At 52.5% G+C, this 15,842-nt stretch carries 14 protein-coding genes; 3 read left to right on the top strand and 11 right to left on the bottom strand.

All coding sequences use genetic code 11. From position 1 onward, the window contains the following. Nucleotides 1-66: 66 nt before the first annotated feature. Entirely contained in the window at nt 67-831 is a 765-nt protein-coding gene (gene ybfF / locus ACJHYO_RS05940; protein ID WP_001552579.1) for an esterase, read from the bottom strand. A gap of 184 nt (nt 832-1,015) precedes the next feature. Between ybfF and seqA the strand changes: the two genes are divergently transcribed. Next, the gene (seqA, locus tag ACJHYO_RS05935) at nt 1,016-1,561 is read left to right on the top strand and encodes a replication initiation negative regulator SeqA (protein ID WP_000848387.1); all 546 of its coding nucleotides are present in this window, start codon (nt 1,016-1,018) and stop codon (nt 1,559-1,561) included. Nucleotides 1,562-1,586: 25 nt separating this feature from the next. Next, the gene (pgm, locus tag ACJHYO_RS05930) at nt 1,587-3,227 is read left to right on the top strand and encodes a phosphoglucomutase (alpha-D-glucose-1,6-bisphosphate-dependent) (protein WP_001295873.1); all 1,641 of its coding nucleotides are present in this window, start codon (nt 1,587-1,589) and stop codon (nt 3,225-3,227) included. Nucleotides 3,228-3,283: 56 nt separating this feature from the next. Here pgm and potE read toward each other — a convergent pair whose 3' ends face one another. The 10 genes from potE to kdpF form a co-directional block, all read right to left on the bottom strand. Then, nucleotides 3,284-4,603 carry a putrescine-ornithine antiporter gene (potE, locus tag ACJHYO_RS05925; RefSeq protein ID WP_000075845.1) on the bottom strand — a complete coding sequence of 440 codons (1,320 nt, stop codon included), beginning with the start codon at nt 4,601-4,603 and terminating at the stop codon, nt 3,284-3,286. Then, complete coding sequence (gene speF / locus ACJHYO_RS05920; protein WP_001362902.1) at nt 4,600-6,798, bottom strand: ornithine decarboxylase SpeF; 2,199 nt, start codon at nt 6,796-6,798, stop codon at nt 4,600-4,602. The genes potE and speF overlap by 4 nt, the downstream gene beginning before the upstream one ends. A gap of 309 nt (nt 6,799-7,107) precedes the next feature. Then, nucleotides 7,108-7,212: a leader peptide SpeFL gene (gene speFL / locus ACJHYO_RS05915; protein WP_001312672.1), complete on the bottom strand. Its 105-nt coding sequence runs from the start codon at nt 7,210-7,212 to the stop codon at nt 7,108-7,110. Beyond that, the gene (locus ACJHYO_RS05910; RefSeq protein ID WP_001295874.1) at nt 7,191-7,325 is read right to left on the bottom strand and encodes a hypothetical protein; all 135 of its coding nucleotides are present in this window, start codon (nt 7,323-7,325) and stop codon (nt 7,191-7,193) included. The genes speFL and ACJHYO_RS05910 overlap by 22 nt, the downstream gene beginning before the upstream one ends. 161 nt (nt 7,326-7,486) lie before the next feature. Beyond that, nucleotides 7,487-8,164 (bottom strand): two-component system response regulator KdpE, encoded by a 678-nt coding sequence (gene kdpE, locus ACJHYO_RS05905; RefSeq protein ID WP_000186082.1) that lies wholly within the window; start codon nt 8,162-8,164, stop codon nt 7,487-7,489. Continuing rightward, nucleotides 8,161-10,845: a two-component system sensor histidine kinase KdpD gene (gene kdpD, locus ACJHYO_RS05900; protein ID WP_001298625.1), complete on the bottom strand. Its 2,685-nt coding sequence runs from the start codon at nt 10,843-10,845 to the stop codon at nt 8,161-8,163. Before kdpD ends, kdpE begins: the two co-directional genes overlap by 4 nt. After that, on the bottom strand, nt 10,838-11,410 hold the full coding sequence (gene kdpC / locus ACJHYO_RS05895; protein ID WP_001298627.1) for a K(+)-transporting ATPase subunit C: 573 nt from the start codon (nt 11,408-11,410) through the stop codon (nt 10,838-10,840). The genes kdpD and kdpC overlap by 8 nt, the downstream gene beginning before the upstream one ends. 8 nt (nt 11,411-11,418) lie before the next feature. After that, entirely contained in the window at nt 11,419-13,467 is a 2,049-nt protein-coding gene (gene kdpB / locus ACJHYO_RS05890; RefSeq protein WP_000087998.1) for a potassium-transporting ATPase subunit KdpB, read from the bottom strand. A gap of 22 nt (nt 13,468-13,489) precedes the next feature. Next, on the bottom strand, nt 13,490-15,163 hold the full coding sequence (gene kdpA, locus ACJHYO_RS05885) for a potassium-transporting ATPase subunit KdpA (protein WP_001682707.1): 1,674 nt from the start codon (nt 15,161-15,163) through the stop codon (nt 13,490-13,492). Beyond that, a complete protein-coding gene (gene kdpF / locus ACJHYO_RS05880) occupies nt 15,163-15,252 on the bottom strand; it encodes a K(+)-transporting ATPase subunit F (RefSeq protein ID WP_001365534.1) in 90 nt (29 codons plus the stop codon). Before kdpF ends, kdpA begins: the two co-directional genes overlap by 1 nt. 312 nt (nt 15,253-15,564) lie before the next feature. On the opposite strand from kdpF, the gene ACJHYO_RS05875 reads away from it, so the two are divergent. Next, nucleotides 15,565-15,771, top strand: a complete 207-nt coding sequence (locus ACJHYO_RS05875; protein ID WP_000424789.1) for a YbfA family protein — start codon at nt 15,565-15,567, stop codon at nt 15,769-15,771. The last annotated feature ends 71 nt before the right edge of the window (nt 15,772-15,842 follow it).

Below are 15,842 nucleotides of genomic sequence, written 5' to 3'. Positions count from 1 at the left end.
GCGATGAGTCACGCCAACGTCCACGCGCGGAAAGCGACGCGGACGCTGGGTTTTTAATCAGTTGCGTTAATCATTGAGATAGCGACGGATAGCGCGTAATACCGCATCCGGTTTTTCAGCATGGACCCAGTGACCCGCGCCTGCAATCACATGCGCCCGAGCCTGTGGAAATTGTGCCAGTAAATCATCACGGTACTGCTCGCTAACATACGGAGAATTGCCGCCAGGGATAAACAGGATAGGATGATCCCATGCCGGGATTTTCTCCCAACCCACAATATGCGGATACTGATCCCACAATACTGGCACGTTAAAGCGCCACTCCCCATCAACAAAAGATTTCAACAGAAACTGAATCACCCCTTCTTCATTAAGATGCTGGCGCATTATTGCCGCTGCTTGCTGGCGTGTTTGTGCGTCTGATTCACTGACTGCGTTGATGGCCGCGAAAATCTCATCATGACGGCGAACGTGATAATCGACCGGCGCAATATCAATCGCCACCAGCTTGTCAATGCGATCGGGGGCTAGTGCAGTAAGAGCCATTACCGCTTTACCACCCATGGAGTGACCGATAAATGTTGCTTTGTCGATCTGCTGTGCATCCAGGGTATCAACAAGATCCTGCGCCATCGCCGGGTAATTCATTACCGGATCTCTCGGTGAAAGACCGTGGTTACGCATATCAACCTGGATGATATTGTGATCGTTTACCAGATCGCGAGCCAGTACGCCAAGGTTGTCGAGGCTGCCAAACAGACCATGGACAAGAACGATGGGAGAATTATTGTGCTGGTTTTGTGCAGTTTGCGCGCGGATATTCAATTTCATGGCAAAGTTCTTTTTTTCGCGTTGTCGGGTTAGGGTATTATGTTGACCATTGTGCCACAGGGCTGCAACAAATAAGGTTTATTCCGAGTTTTTCTGCAAGCCAGGCTTGACGCTATCCGCTGCCGGGATTTATTCATATACTCCTGGCGACTTGTATTCAGCTAAGACACTGCACTGGATTAAGATGAAAACGATTGAAGTTGATGATGAACTCTACAGCTATATTGCCAGCCACACTAAGCATATCGGCGAGAGCGCATCCGACATTTTACGGCGTATGTTGAAATTTTCCGCCGCATCACAGCCTGCTGCTCCGGTGACGAAAGAGGTTCGCGTTGCGTCACCTGCTATCGTCGAAGCGAAGCCGGTCAAAACGATTAAAGACAAGGTTCGCGCAATGCGTGAACTTCTGCTTTCGGATGAATACGCAGAGCAAAAGCGAGCGGTCAATCGCTTTATGCTGCTGTTGTCTACACTATATTCTCTTGACGCCCAGGCGTTTGCCGAAGCAACGGAATCGTTGCACGGTCGTACACGCGTTTACTTTGCGGCAGATGAACAAACGCTGCTGAAAAATGGTAATCAGACCAAGCCGAAACATGTGCCTGGTACGCCGTATTGGGTGATCACCAACACCAACACCGGCCGTAAATGCAGCATGATCGAACACATCATGCAGTCGATGCAATTCCCGGCGGAATTGATTGAGAAGGTTTGCGGAACTATCTAAAACGTTGCAGACAAAGGACAAAGCAATGGCAATCCACAATCGTGCAGGCCAACCTGCACAACAGAGTGATTTGATTAACGTCGCCCAACTGACGGCGCAATATTATGTACTGAAACCAGAAGCAGGGAATGCGGAGCACGCGGTGAAATTCGGTACTTCCGGTCACCGTGGCAGTGCAGCGCGCCACAGCTTTAACGAGCCGCACATTCTGGCGATCGCTCAGGCAATTGCTGAAGAACGTGCGAAAAACGGCATCACTGGCCCTTGCTATGTGGGTAAAGATACTCACGCCCTGTCCGAGCCTGCGTTCATTTCCGTACTGGAAGTGCTGGCAGCGAACGGCGTTGATGTCATTGTGCAGGAAAACAATGGCTTCACTCCGACACCTGCCATTTCCAATGCCATTCTGGTTCACAATAAAAAAGGTGGCCCGCTGGCAGACGGTATCGTGATTACACCGTCCCATAACCCGCCGGAAGATGGTGGTATCAAGTACAATCCGCCAAATGGTGGCCCGGCTGATACCAACGTCACTAAAGTGGTGGAAGACAGAGCCAACGCACTGCTGGCTGATGGCCTGAAAGGCGTGAAGCGTATCTCCCTCGACGAAGCGATGGCATCCGGTCATGTGAAAGAGCAGGATCTGGTGCAGCCGTTTGTGGAAGGGCTGGCCGATATCGTTGATATGGCGGCGATTCAGAAAGCGGGCCTGACGCTGGGCGTTGATCCGCTGGGTGGTTCCGGTATCGAATACTGGAAGCGCATTGGCGAGTATTACAACCTCAACCTGACCATCGTTAACGATCAGGTCGATCAAACCTTCCGCTTTATGCACCTCGATAAAGACGGTGCGATCCGTATGGACTGCTCCTCCGAGTGTGCGATGGCGGGCCTGCTGGCACTGCGTGATAAGTTCGATCTGGCGTTTGCTAACGACCCGGATTATGACCGTCACGGTATCGTCACTCCGGCAGGTTTGATGAATCCGAACCACTACCTGGCAGTGGCGATCAACTACCTGTTCCAGCATCGTCCGCAGTGGGGCAAAGATGTTGCTGTCGGTAAAACGCTGGTTTCATCTGCGATGATCGACCGTGTGGTCAATGATTTGGGCCGTAAGCTGGTAGAAGTACCGGTAGGTTTCAAATGGTTTGTTGATGGTTTGTTCGATGGCAGCTTCGGCTTTGGCGGCGAAGAGAGTGCAGGCGCTTCCTTCCTGCGTTTCGACGGCACGCCGTGGTCCACCGATAAAGACGGTATCATTATGTGTCTGCTGGCGGCGGAAATCACCGCTGTCACCGGTAAGAACCCGCAGGAACACTATAACGAACTGGCAAAACGCTTTGGTGCGCCGAGCTATAACCGTTTGCAGGCAGCAGCGACTTCCGCACAAAAAGCGGCGTTGTCTAAGCTGTCTCCGGAAATGGTGAGCGCCAGCACCCTGGCAGGTGACCCGATCACCGCGCGTCTGACGGCGGCACCGGGTAATGGCGCTTCTATCGGCGGTCTGAAAGTGATGACTGACAACGGCTGGTTCGCCGCGCGTCCGTCAGGCACGGAAGACGCATATAAGATCTACTGCGAAAGCTTCCTTGGTGAAGAACATCGCAAGCAGATTGAGAAAGAAGCGGTTGAGATTGTTAGCGAAGTTCTGAAAAACGCGTAAACATATCAAATAAGAAAAAGGGCGGTCGGAAGATCGCCCTTTTTTGCTTTGCTTAATTAACCGTGTTTATTTTTCAGTTCAAAGCGTGGTGAGACCAGACCATACAGTGTCCAACCGAGGAAGGTCACGATGGAACCGTATAGCATGGCTTCTTCCCCGGATGAGTACAGCGCATAAAAGCTGTACATCGCGCCAACAAAAGCAACAAAGTTTGCAACTTTCGCTTTTGAGGGGGGCACATTAGCGACCTTCTGAATAATGACTAATGCCGCCATTGACAGAATATACGGAATGATATTGGTCACCACGGCCAGGTTAACCAGCACGTTGAACTGACTGTTTAGCGACGGGCTAATCGTCATCAGCGCCAACCCGCTCTGGATAATCACAATGGTCAACATTCCCTGCACCGGTGCATCCACTTTGGTTACACGGGAGAAAATTTTAGGGAAGTAGCCTTCATCAGATGAAGATTTAAACACCTGGGCAATGGTGAACTGCCAGCCAAGCAGCGAACCGCAGCAGGACATCACCATCAGCGCCATAATGACTTTACCCACTTCCGGCGTGAACATCTGCGCGAAGGCCAGACCAAATGGTGCCGTTGAATTTGCCAGCTCCATATTTGGCACAATCCCGGCAATCACGTTGGTGGAGACGATATAAATCACCGCCGCACCTAACGTACCGCCGAGTACCGCGATTGGCACATTACGTTCCGGGTTTTCCACTACATCAGTATTCGCACACGCAGACTCCAGACCAAGAAAAGCCCACAGCGTCATAGCGATGGAAGAACCTACCGCACTGAAGAAGGGGGCATGATGCGGATTCCAGGAATCAACGTAAAGCGTCGGGCTAAACCAGAACCAGCCGATAATGCACAGGCCTACCACCGGAATAATGACCCCCCACACGGTAATGCTACTGATTTGCCCGGTAATGCGCGCACCACCAAAGTTAGCCACGGTACAAATCCACAGCACCCCGATGGTCGCAAGACCAATCTGCACTGGCGACAAACTCGCGCCGAGCAGTTCGGTGCCGTAACCAACCGCCGAAATAGCAATCGCGACGTTAGCAATCAGCAGCGAGACGCCGTAGGTATAGTTCGCCATAAAGTTACCGGATTTACCGAAAGCATACTCGGCATAACCGCCCATACCTCCTGATTTACGGCTGAACATACCGCATTTTGCGAATGCCCATGCCAGTGCCATTGAGCCTACGGCTGTCACCAGCCAGGAGATAATTGAGATTGTCCCGACTTCGGCAAGCTTTGTCGGCAGCATGATGATACCGGAGCCCATCATGTTGACCATCGTCAGTATGGTTAACTGAACGACACCCATTTTGTTCGATTTAGCCTGACTCATAATTTTTCCCCTTTCAAAAGGGCGCTTTGCGCATCACGAGGCTTGATGACATAGCACCAAACTTGCTTACGACCATCATGTTCTTCGATATAGACACCCTGCAGCTCCGGTGCAAAACCTGGCAGCAGGTTGATGCCTTCTTCCAGAGCGCTGAAGTAACGCAAAACAGCACCACCCCAGATTTCACCAGGAACAACACACAGCACACCCGGAGGATAAGGAAGCGCACCTTCGGCAGCGATACGGCCTTCTGCATCCGGCAGACGAACCAGCTCCACTTCACCGCGTAAGTAGGCGTAGTTGGCTTCTTGCGGATTCATGCTGACGCGTGGGAAGTGTTCCTTACGGAACATCTCTTTTTGCAGTTGTTTCACGTTGTGGCGGGCATACAAATCATGCATTTCCTGGCACAACTGACGAAGGGTATAACCGGCGTAGCGCTCTTCATGCTGTTTGTAGATGGAAGGCAGTACTTCCGCCAGAGGCGCATCAGCTTCCAGTAGTTTTTCGAAGCGTACCAGCAGGGCAACAAGTTGCTGCAGTTTGGCCATATCTTCTGCCGGAGTCAGCAGGAAGAGGATGGAGTTAAGATCGCATTTTTCCGGCACTACGCCATTTTCGCGCAGGAAGTTAGCAAGAATCGTTGCGGGTACACCGAACGCTTCATATTCGCCGTTACGTGCATCAATACCTGGAGTTGTCAGCAACAGTTTGCACGGATCGACAAAGTATTGGTTCTCTGCGTAGCCTTCAAAAGAATGCCAGTGCTCACCGGGTACAAATTTAAAGAAGCGCAGATCAACCGCAATTTGCGCTGTTTCATACGACTGCCAGGGTTTACCATCCACCAGTTCAGGAACGAACGGGCGAATGTGCTGGCAGTTATCGAGGATCAATTTGCGGGCATTAATACCGTTAACCACACAATCCATCCACATATTACGACCGCTGACACCTTCATGCATTTTGGCGTTGATATCCAGTGCGGCAAACAGCGGATAGAACGGGCTGGTGGAGGCGTGCATCATAAAGGCGTTGTTCATGCGTTTGTGCGGTACATAACGCTGTTGCCCTTTGATATGGCTGTCTTTTTTATGAATTTGTGAAGTCTGAGAAAAACCAGCCTGTTGTTTATGCACAGATTGCGTAACCAGAATACCCGGATCGTTCTCATTAAGCTCCAGCAGCAGCGGCGAACAGTCCGCCATCATCGGAATAAACTGTTCATAGCCGACCCATGCTGAGTCAAACAGGATGTAGTCACACAGATGACCGATTTTATCCACCACCTGGCGGGCGTTATAAATAGTACCGTCGTAGGTGCCTAACTGAATCACAGCGAGGCGGAACGGACGCGCTTCTTTTGCCCGTTGCGGTGCAACTTCTGTAATCAGTTCACGCAGATAACTTTCTTCGAAGCAGTGCGCATCAATGCCACCGATAAAACCATACGGGTTACGTGCTGTTTCCAGATAAACCGGTGTTGCACCAGCCTGTAGCAAGGCCCCGTGGTGGTTAGACTTATGGTTATTGCGGTCAAACAGCACCAGATCACCCGGTGTCAACAGGGCGTTTAAAACCACTTTGTTGGAAGAGGAGGTGCCGTTTAAAACAAAGTACGTTTTATCGGCATTAAACACTTTAGCCGCATGTTGCTGTGCAATGCATGGCGCACCTTCATGAATCAGTAGATCGCCCATTGCAACGTCGGCATTACACAAGTCGGAGCGGAAGAGCATTTCGCCAAAATATTCCACGAACTGATTGCCTGCCGGATGGCGACGGAAAAACTCACCTCCCTGATGACCCGGGCAGTCAAAAGCGCTATTGCCCTGATTGACATAATCGACCAGTGCGCGGAAGAAGGGCGGGCGCAGTTGCGTTTCATAATGGCTGGCAGCGGTTTCTAACTGACGTCCATAAAACTCTTTCCGTGATTCGCAATGCTCGAAGACACCAGAAATACGTGGCAGATATTCTGCTGGTACACGTTCTTCATTTTCCGTTGCAATAAAAACAGGAATGCCATAGCCAGTAGCGTCTATTTCATCGAGTTTTCCACGTTCAACATCATTGACTGATAAAATAATGGCGGCAACGTCAATATAATTACTTTTGTCAATATTCACGCATTCACGATGAGTGGAAAAACAATCCGGGCAAGAACGGCTAACGGCAATTTTTAATTCTGACATTTTGTTCATCTCTTTATTTCAGGTAATAGCAGGTCCTCAATTTCTCAAAGAAGAAATTGATCACGCCGGAAAAAAGCAAAACCCCACCGCTGATAAATAAATCAGTAGTTTGCTTTTTGCAGATGCAATAACCCAGACCAGCCCGGTAACTGGCTATACTCGTCATACTTCAAGTTGCCTATGCTGCGACTCGAATTATTTAGAGTTTAAAAGGGTTAGCAGTATATGAGCACCGAGGGATACAGGTATTAACCTGTAATGCTTAAAGTCAGGGAGACCTGTACGCTGGGGTGCCCTTTAGTCAGAAGACTAGCGGGCATTAAAGAAATGAAAGTCAAAACTATTACGATGGGCAAACTTCATGATATGGGTTGTCCGCCTTATATGAGGCATTAAGCGGTTATTATTTTCCATTTACCTTTACCTTTTTCTGTGTCAGTTGAAGGTAGGGTTATTCTATCCATGAAATGGCTATAATCTGTGAAGAAGATCAACAAAAAACGATCATATCCCAAATAATAAATCATTAATGATGAATAGCGCCATATTAGATGCTGTTTTGTTGTTTAAATGTTGCAATTTTGTGGGTTGTATTTTCATTAAGAAATTAAACCTGCCAAATAATAATTTTCGGGGCAGGTTTAATAATAAATTAATAATTATTTAAGCGTATTTATTGAATAATAATTCATGGCATAAACCGATACCCAATACCGGTTTCAGTAATAAAATGGCGGGGGCGGGCGGGATCTTGCTCCAGTTTTTGTCGCAGATGCCCCATATAAATACGCAAATAGTGGCTGTGTTCGACCGCGTTTGGTCCCCACACCTGATTGAGTAACTGGCGCTGGGTGAGCACTTTTCCGGCGTTGTTGAGCAGCACGGCCAGCAGGCGGAACTCAATCGGTGTGAGATGCACCTCTTCCTCGCCGCGGTGGATAACGCGGGCGGCTAAATCGACGGTAACATCAGAAAATTTCACCAGCGGATCGGGCGTGGTGGTGGCGGAGTGGCGGCGTAATGCGACGCGCAGACGGGCCTGCAATTCGCCAATGCCAAACGGCTTACTCAGATAATCATCCGCTCCGGCATCCAGCGCGGCGATTTTATCGCTCTCTTCGCTGCGTGCGGAAAGCACAATCACCGGCACCGCGCTCCACTGGCGCAGGTCGCGGATAAACTCAATCCCATCACCGTCGGGCAGGCCGAGATCGAGAATAATCAAATCTGGCTTACGGGTTGCCGCTTCCAGCAAGCCGCGTTGCAGCGTTTCGGCCTCAAAGACGCGCATACCGTCGCCCTCCAGCGCCGTGCGCAGAAAGCGACGAATAGCCTGTTCATCTTCAACAATCAGAACGTTTGTCACATATCCTCATGAAATTCTTCAAGTTCAGGGGCTGTTTGCTGGGGAAGTGTAACACGAAAACAGGCACCACCTTCCGGTCGGTTGAATGCGGTAATGGTGCCGCCGTGTACATCCACTATCGCCCGACAAATTGCCAGCCCAAGCCCTACACCCGGTACCGCCGACTCTTTATTCCCGCGAGCAAACTTATCAAATATCGTCTGCTCCTGGCCTGGTGGAAGACCGGGGCCGTTATCCCAGACATCCAGTTGTAGATTTTCGCCCTCAACGTGGGCATTGATACCAATTTCGGCCTGCGCCCCCGCATATTTCACCGCGTTCTCCAGCAGGTTAATCAGCACCCGTTCAAAGAGTGGCCCGTCAACGTGGATTAAGGTCAGCGGCTCTGGCAGAGAAAGATTGATGGGCGACGATAAACCCGGTTCCAGCATTTGCAGCGCGCTGCCGACCACTTCTTCCAGCGTTAACCACTCTTTCTTCAAATTAAAGCCGCCGGACTGAATTCGCGCCATATCCAGTAGATTATTCACCAGTCGGGTGGTGTTCAGCACATGCTGACGAATCTCGCTGGCCTGGCGGGCGTGGGGCGATCCTTCGCTTGCCAGATCGAGCGTTAAGATTTCTGCCTGACCGAACAGCACCGTAAGCGGCGTGCGTAAATCATGCGAAAGCGCCGCCAGCAGGGCGTTGCGGATCTGTTCACGTTCGCTTGCCATCCGCGCCTGTTCTTCGCTGGCGGTCAGTGTCAGTCGCTCAAGGGCATTGGCGACTAACAGCGTAAACGTCTCCAGCAGGCGCTGCTGTTCCGGGATCATCAACTGGCGCAGATTCCCCGGTTCCACCACCACCAGTCCGTAGGTTTTCTCGCCGCTTTTTAGCGGCAAAATCTGGTACGGTACACCGGGTAACGTGTCGGTGCCCGCGCCCGCAGGCAGGCCTTTATCAAAACTCCACTGCGCGATGGCATCGTCCCACGGCGTCATTCCTTGCGGATGTGTTAAAGGCTGCAATTTACCGTTGTCATCAGGCAGCAACACCTGGCTACGGGCATGAAACGTGGAGGCAATAAACTGTTCGCTGGTGGCGGCGATATCCTGCGAACTACGGCCCACAGCCAGAGCTTTGGACATTTCATATAAGTGCCGTGTGCGTTGTTCGCGGTAACGGGCTACCCGCGCCTGATAACGCACGCCAGCAGTAAGGTTCCCGATCACCAGCCCGACGGTTAACATCACCGCGAAGGTCAGCAGATATTGCACATCAGAGACGGCGAGCGTGCCGCGTGGGGCGATAAAAAAGAGATCGAAACTCACCACATTAATGACGGTGGCAACCACCGAAGGCCAGCGTCCGTAAAATAGTGCCACCACCACGACGCCAAGCAGATACAGCATCACCAGGTTGGCGGCATCAAACGCCATCAGCCACTGCATGGCAATTAAGGTGATAACGGCGCATAACGCGGCGGCAACCACGCATCCCTGAATCTGTACCCGCCACTTGTCTTTAAAAGAGCGGCTATCCGGCGCGTTGTTAATCGTGCGGGCGGGTGGTTCATCAAGCGCGACCAGCACCTGATCGAGATCGGGGGCGATGCGTGCCAGCCGGTCAGCAAATGTTTCCCGACGCCACCAGCGGCGCGAAGCCGGGCGACCGAGAATAATCTTGCCGAGATTATGTTCACGGGCATAACGCACTACCGCTTTTTCTTCCGCTGGATCAGAAAGTGTTGCCGTCTCCGCGCCCAGCTCCTGCGCCAGACGTAAGGCGCTGAGAATTGCCCGACGTTTTTTCTCCGGTAAGCGATGCAGGGCAGGGGTTTCAACATACACCGCGTGCCAGACACTGCCCAGGCGCGAGGCCAACCGCGCCGCCGCGCGGACCAGTTTCTCACTGCCGGTGTTATGCCCGATGCATAAAAGGATCGCGTCGCGTGTGTGCCAGACTTTCTCTTCGCCAGGATGCCCCCGCCAGGCGCGCATTTGCTCATCTACGCGATCGGCAGTACGGCGCAGTGCCAGTTCGCGCAGGGCGATCAGATTACCTTTGCGGAAAAAATGTTCAATGGCGCGCTCCGCCTGCCCGGCAATATAGACTTTGCCTTCTTTCAGTCGCTGGCGCAGATCGTCCGGGGGCAAGTCCACCAGCACCACGTCGTCGGCGGCATCAAAAAAAGGATCGGGCACGGTCTCCCGTACCTGAATTCCGGTGACGCCGCTGACCACATCATTCAGACTTTCCAGATGCTGAACGTTGACGGTAGTGAAAACATCAATGCCAGCTTCCAGCAGCTCCTCAATGTCCTGCCAGCGTTTAGGATGACGTGAACCTGGCGCATTACTGTGCGCCAGTTCGTCCATTAAGATCAGTGCCGGACGGCGGGCGAGGGCGGCATCGAGATCAAACTCGCTGATGTGCCGCCCACGGTACGCCTGGCGTTTTAACGGCAGAACAGCCAGACCTTTCAGCATTGCGGCGGTATCTTTCCGACCGTGGGTTTCTACCACGCCAACCACAATATCCAGCCCTTGCGCCCGCAGTCGCTGGGCTTCCGCCAGCATCGCCCAGGTCTTCCCGACGCCTGCGCAGGCACCGAAGAAAACTTTCAGCTTCCCCCGATGCGGCGCGGCAGCTTGTTCCAGCAGACGATCGGGGTCGGGACGTAAGGGTTCGTTATTCATCAAGCTTATCCAGTGCCAGATTGAGTTCGACAATGTTGACGACCGGCTGGCCGATATATTTCACCAGCGGTTGTTGGCTGTATTTTGCGATCAGTTGCGTGAGCTGTTCAACGCTGAGATTACGCGCTTTCGCCACGCGTGGGATCTGCCAGGCCGCCGCTTGCGGGGTGATGTTATTGTCCAGCCCGCTTGCTGACGCCGTCACCAGTTCAACCGGAACGTTCGTGCTGGCATCCGGGTTAGCAGCCCGTAATGCAGCAACGCGTGCGGCTATCTGTTTATCCAGCTCCGGGTTACTGACCGCCAGGTTGCTCCCGCCAGAAGCCTGTGGATTATAGGGCATTTCTGCTGTTGCCGACGGGCGACCATGAAAATAGCCGTTGCCGGTAAAATTTTGCCCGATTAATGCCGAACCGCGCACCGTATCACCTTCACGAATCAATGAACCGTTGGCCTGCCAGGGAAACCACCATTGCCCCAGTGCGGTGGTCAGCAGCGGGTAAACGCCGCCAGTAATCAATAACAGAAAGAGAAATGTCGATAATGCCGGACGTAATCCACGCATGGTAAACCTCACACCAGACCGCAAACGGTTAGCAGTAAATCAATGACTTTGATACCAATAAACGGCACCAGCAGCCCACCCAGACCGTAAATCCATAAGTTACGGCGCAACATGGCAGAAGCGGTAAGCGGTTTATAACTCACGCCTTTTAACGCCAGGGGAATCAAAAAGACGATAATCAAGGCGTTGAAAATGACCGCACTGAGAATGGCGGAGTCGGGCGAATGCAGGCGCATGATGTTCAGCGCATTTAACTGCGGATACGTTGCCGCGAACGCCGCTGGAATAATGGCGAAGTATTTCGCCACATCGTTGGCAATGCTGAAGGTGGTCAACGAGCCACGGGTCATCAGCATCTGTTTGCCAATGTGCACTACCTCGATCAACTTGGTCGGGTTGGAGTCGAGATCCACCATATTGCCCGCTTCTTTCGCCGCCTGGGTGCCGGAGTTCATCGCCACCGCAACATCGGCCTGTGCCAGCGCCGGAGCATCGTTGGTGCCATCGCCGGTCATCGCCACTAAACGGCCTTCCGCCTGATACTGACGAATCAGTGCCAGCTTGGCCTCCGGTGTTGCTTCGGCGAGAAAATCATCGACACCCGCTTCCGCAGCTATCGCGGCGGCAGTCAGGCGGTTATCGCCGGTAATCATCACCGTTTTAATGCCCATTTTACGCAGCTGGGCGAAGCGCTCTTTAATACCGCCTTTGACGATATCTTTCAGCGCAATAACGCCCAGCACACGAGAACCTTCCACCACCACCAGCGGCGTGGCTCCCTGACGCGCAACCTGATCGACTTTTTGATCAACATCGGCAGGGAAGTGACCGCCGTTAGCCTCAACATGGCGGCGAATGGCATCGACAGAACCTTTACGGATCATGCGGTTGTCGATGTTGATCCCGCTCATCCGGCTTTGTGCAGTAAACGGTACAAAGGTGGCATGGAGCGACTGCACATCGCGCTCGCGCAGGTTAAAACGCTGCTTGGCGAGGATCACAATACTGCGGCCTTCCGGCGTTTCATCAGCCAGCGAAGCCAGTTGTGCGGCGTCGGCCAGCGCTTTTTCCTCCACGCCTTGTGCGGGGATAAACTCTGACGCCTGACGGTTACCGAGGGTGATGGTGCCGGTTTTATCCAGCAGCAGAACGTCAACATCACCCGCTGCTTCAACTGCTCGCCCGCTGGTGGCAATAACATTCGCGCCCAGCATCCGGCTCATCCCGGCGACGCCAATCGCTGACAACAGGCCGCCAATAGTGGTTGGGATCAGACAGACCAGCAGTGCCACCAGTACCGTTACGCTGACGGCATTACCGCCCCACGCGGAAAACGGCCACAGCGTGGCGGTTGCCAGTAAAAAGACGATAGTCAGGGCAATCAGGAGAATGGTCAGGGCAATCTCGTTCGGCGTTTTACGTCGCTGCGCACCTTCCACCATCGCGATCATCCGATCCAGAAATGTCTCGCCGGGGTTAACGCTGCACTCAATCACCAGCCAGTCAGAAAGAATACGCGTGCCGCCAGTGACGGAGGCAAAATCACCGCCGGATTCACGGATCACCGGAGCCGATTCCCCGGTGATGGCGCTTTCATCGACCGATGCGCCGCCTTCAATGACTTCACCATCGCAGGGGATAATATCGCCAGCTTCTACCAGCACGATGTCACCTTTACGCAGTTGATCAGCAGGAACTTTGTCCGCCGCAGCGCCATATTTCGGTTCGCGCAGTTTGCGAGCAAAAGCGGTTTTTTTCACCCCTTTCAGACTGTTGGCCTGCGCTTTACTGCGGCCTTCTGCCAACGCCTCGGCGAAATTAGCGAACAGTACGGTGACCCACAGCCAGCCGCTAATTGCCGCGCTAAACAGCGCATTGCCAGGCATCACACCGCTTGCCATCGCGATGCTAATACAGGTGGTCAGCAGACTGCCGATCCAGACGATAAACATCACCGGATTGCGCCATTGCGCCTGCGGGTTTAATTTTTTCACCGCTTCTTTCAGCGCCTGAACGACAAGTGTTGGTTCGAATAGCGCCAGTTGTTTACGACTCATATTCAGTGCTCACTCAATATCATCAGGAGAGATATTCCGCCACCGGACCAAGCGCCAGGGCAGGGATAAAGGTCAGTGCGCCAACCAGCAACACGGTGCCGATTAACAGGCCAACAAACAGCGGGCCGTGCGTTGGCAATGTGCCGGAGCTGGCGGGTTGGCTCTTTTTACTCACCAGCGAACCGGCAATTGCCATCACCGGGATAATCACCCCGAAGCGCCCGACAAACATGCACAACGCCAGTAAACAGTTCCAGAATGGAGAGTTGGCGCTTAATCCGGCAAAGGCGCTGCCGTTGTTGTTAGCGGCGGATGACACGGCGTACAGCACTTCGCTAAAACCATGCGGGCCAGGGTTGAGCATGGCGCTACGTCCGGCGTCGGTCATCATTGCCAGCGCCGCGCCCATCAGCACCAGCGTCGGGGTGACCAGAATCGCCAGTGCAGTCAGTTTCATCTCGCGTACGTCGATTTTTTTACCCAGATATTCCGGTGTACGACCAATCATCAGCCCGGCAATAAACACCGCCAGCAGGACAAACAGCATCATGCCGTAAAGGCCGGAACCGACGCCGCCGAATACCACTTCACCAATTTGCATCAACCACATCGGCACCATGCCACCAAGAGCGGTAAACGAATCATGCATCGCAATCACCGCGCCGCAGGAAGCCGCCGTAGTCACGACCGCAAACAGGCTACTGACCAGCACGCCGAAACGGCTCTCTTTACCTTCCATATTGATGCTGCTGTCCGCGCCGAGCGCCAGCAGATGCGGATTACCCTGAACTTCTGCCCACATCACTACGCCTACGCAGATGACAAAAATCACCGACATCGCCCACAGCAACATGCGCCCCTGGCGACGATCGCCCGCCACTTCACCAAAGGCAAAGCACAGCGCTGTTGGGATCAAGAAAATCGCCAGCATTTGCACGAAGTTGGTCAGTGCGGTTGGGTTTTCAAACGGATGCGACGAGTTGGCATTAAAAAAGCCACCGCCGTTAGTTCCGAGCATTTTGATCGCTTCCTGAGAAGCTACTGGCCCCATTGGTAACAGCTGTTGCGATCCTTCAATGGTCGTCACAGCCTGATAAGGCAAAAAGTTTTGCAGCGCACCTTGTTGTATAAAAAACAGTGCGATCAACAATGCCACAGGGGCTAACACCCATAACGTGATGCGTAGCAGATCGACCCAGGCATTACCGAGCGTGCTCATGCTCTGGCGGGTAAACGCGCGAATAAGCGCAAAAATCACCGCAATCCCGCTGGCGGCAGAAAGAAAGTTTTGCACCGTTAAGCCCGCCATCTGGCTGAAATAGCTCAACGTGGTTTCACCGCTATAAGATTGCCAGTTGGTATTCGTGACAAAGCTGACGGCGGTATTGAGCGCCAGATCCCACGACAGCCCCGGCAACTGCTGTGGATTAAGCGGCAGATAGTGCTGACCGAGCAACATAAAAAACAGCACCGCCAGCCCCAGCATGTTCAGGCCGAGAATGGCACAGAGATACTGCTTCCAGTTCATCTCACTGTCAGAGACGCCAGGTAAACGAAAAAGTACGCGTTCAACACCCGCTGTACCGGGAAGAGGTATGTCATTAATCAGCCGCGCCAGCCCGCTGCCTAAAGGACGTGCCAGCACCATTAATACCAGTAAAAACGTGGCGATAAGTAAGAACCCTTGCGCAGCCATCAGAACGCCTCCGCATTGATCAGGGCATAAACCAGATAACCCAGTAATAAAAACACCAGCAACACGCCGGCTATCACGCCTGCACTCACAGTGCACCTCCAGTGGCCTAAAAGTGATACCGGAAGGGTAGAGTTCTGGCTGCAAAGATTTCGCAAAAATCTGCGGGCGGGGTGTAAAAAAAGTATAAAAATGGCAAAAGCCATGATTTAACTAATGCTTAGTATTAATTTAACTTTTATGTAACTTAATTACACGGTGAATGTAAATAAACCATCAATAAGCAAAAATAAGTGGTCGGATGAGTAGTAAAATTACACAAACAGCGGTACTATTTTCATCAGATAAACGAATTCATTTTTCCGGTGCTATTCACCGGGTAGATACAAAAGGGGGAGAAAAGTATGGAACTCTACAAAGAATATCCTGCATGGCTTATCTTTTTACGCCGTACTTGTGCGGTTGCAGCGGGCGTTCTGGCGCTGCCTTTCATGCTTTTCTGGAAAGACCGCGCCCGCTTTTATAGCTACCTGCACCGCGTCTGGTCGAAAACCAGCGATAAACCGGTGTGGATGGATCAGGCCGAAAAGGCAACCAGTGATTTTTACTGATTGCCAAACATGACGTTTAAAGAAAACCGCCGGTGGAAACGCTGGCGGTTTTCTTTTTTCGGCGTCTACAC

It is taken from the genome of Escherichia sp. WS1118 (assembly GCF_046487695.1).
Classification (GTDB): Bacteria; Pseudomonadota; Gammaproteobacteria; order Enterobacterales; family Enterobacteriaceae; genus Escherichia; species Escherichia coli.
Note: the sequence above shows the minus strand (reverse complement) of the source record. Positions and strands in the feature narration are given on the sequence as shown.

What these genes read in the sequence shown, in the direction of transcription:
- ybfF (WP_001552579.1), bottom strand. Translation starts at nt 831, where the DNA reads ATGAAATTGAATATCCGCGCGCAAACTGCACAAAACCAGCACAATAAT.
- seqA (WP_000848387.1), top strand. Translation starts at nt 1,016, where the DNA reads ATGAAAACGATTGAAGTTGATGATGAACTCTACAGCTATATTGCCAGC.
- pgm (WP_001295873.1), top strand. Translation starts at nt 1,587, where the DNA reads ATGGCAATCCACAATCGTGCAGGCCAACCTGCACAACAGAGTGATTTG.
- potE (WP_000075845.1), bottom strand. Translation starts at nt 4,603, where the DNA reads ATGAGTCAGGCTAAATCGAACAAAATGGGTGTCGTTCAGTTAACCATA.
- speF (WP_001362902.1), bottom strand. Translation starts at nt 6,798, where the DNA reads ATGTCAGAATTAAAAATTGCCGTTAGCCGTTCTTGCCCGGATTGTTTT.
- speFL (WP_001312672.1), bottom strand. Translation starts at nt 7,212, where the DNA reads ATGGAAAATAATAACCGCTTAATGCCTCATATAAGGCGGACAACCCAT.
- ACJHYO_RS05910 (WP_001295874.1), bottom strand. Translation starts at nt 7,325, where the DNA reads ATGATTTATTATTTGGGATATGATCGTTTTTTGTTGATCTTCTTCACA.
- kdpD (WP_001298625.1), bottom strand. Translation starts at nt 10,845, where the DNA reads ATGAATAACGAACCCTTACGTCCCGACCCCGATCGTCTGCTGGAACAA.
- kdpC (WP_001298627.1), bottom strand. Translation starts at nt 11,410, where the DNA reads ATGCGTGGATTACGTCCGGCATTATCGACATTTCTCTTTCTGTTATTG.
- kdpB (WP_000087998.1), bottom strand. Translation starts at nt 13,467, where the DNA reads ATGAGTCGTAAACAACTGGCGCTATTCGAACCAACACTTGTCGTTCAG.
- kdpA (WP_001682707.1), bottom strand. Translation starts at nt 15,163, where the DNA reads ATGGCTGCGCAAGGGTTCTTACTTATCGCCACGTTTTTACTGGTATTA.
- ACJHYO_RS05875 (WP_000424789.1), top strand. Translation starts at nt 15,565, where the DNA reads ATGGAACTCTACAAAGAATATCCTGCATGGCTTATCTTTTTACGCCGT.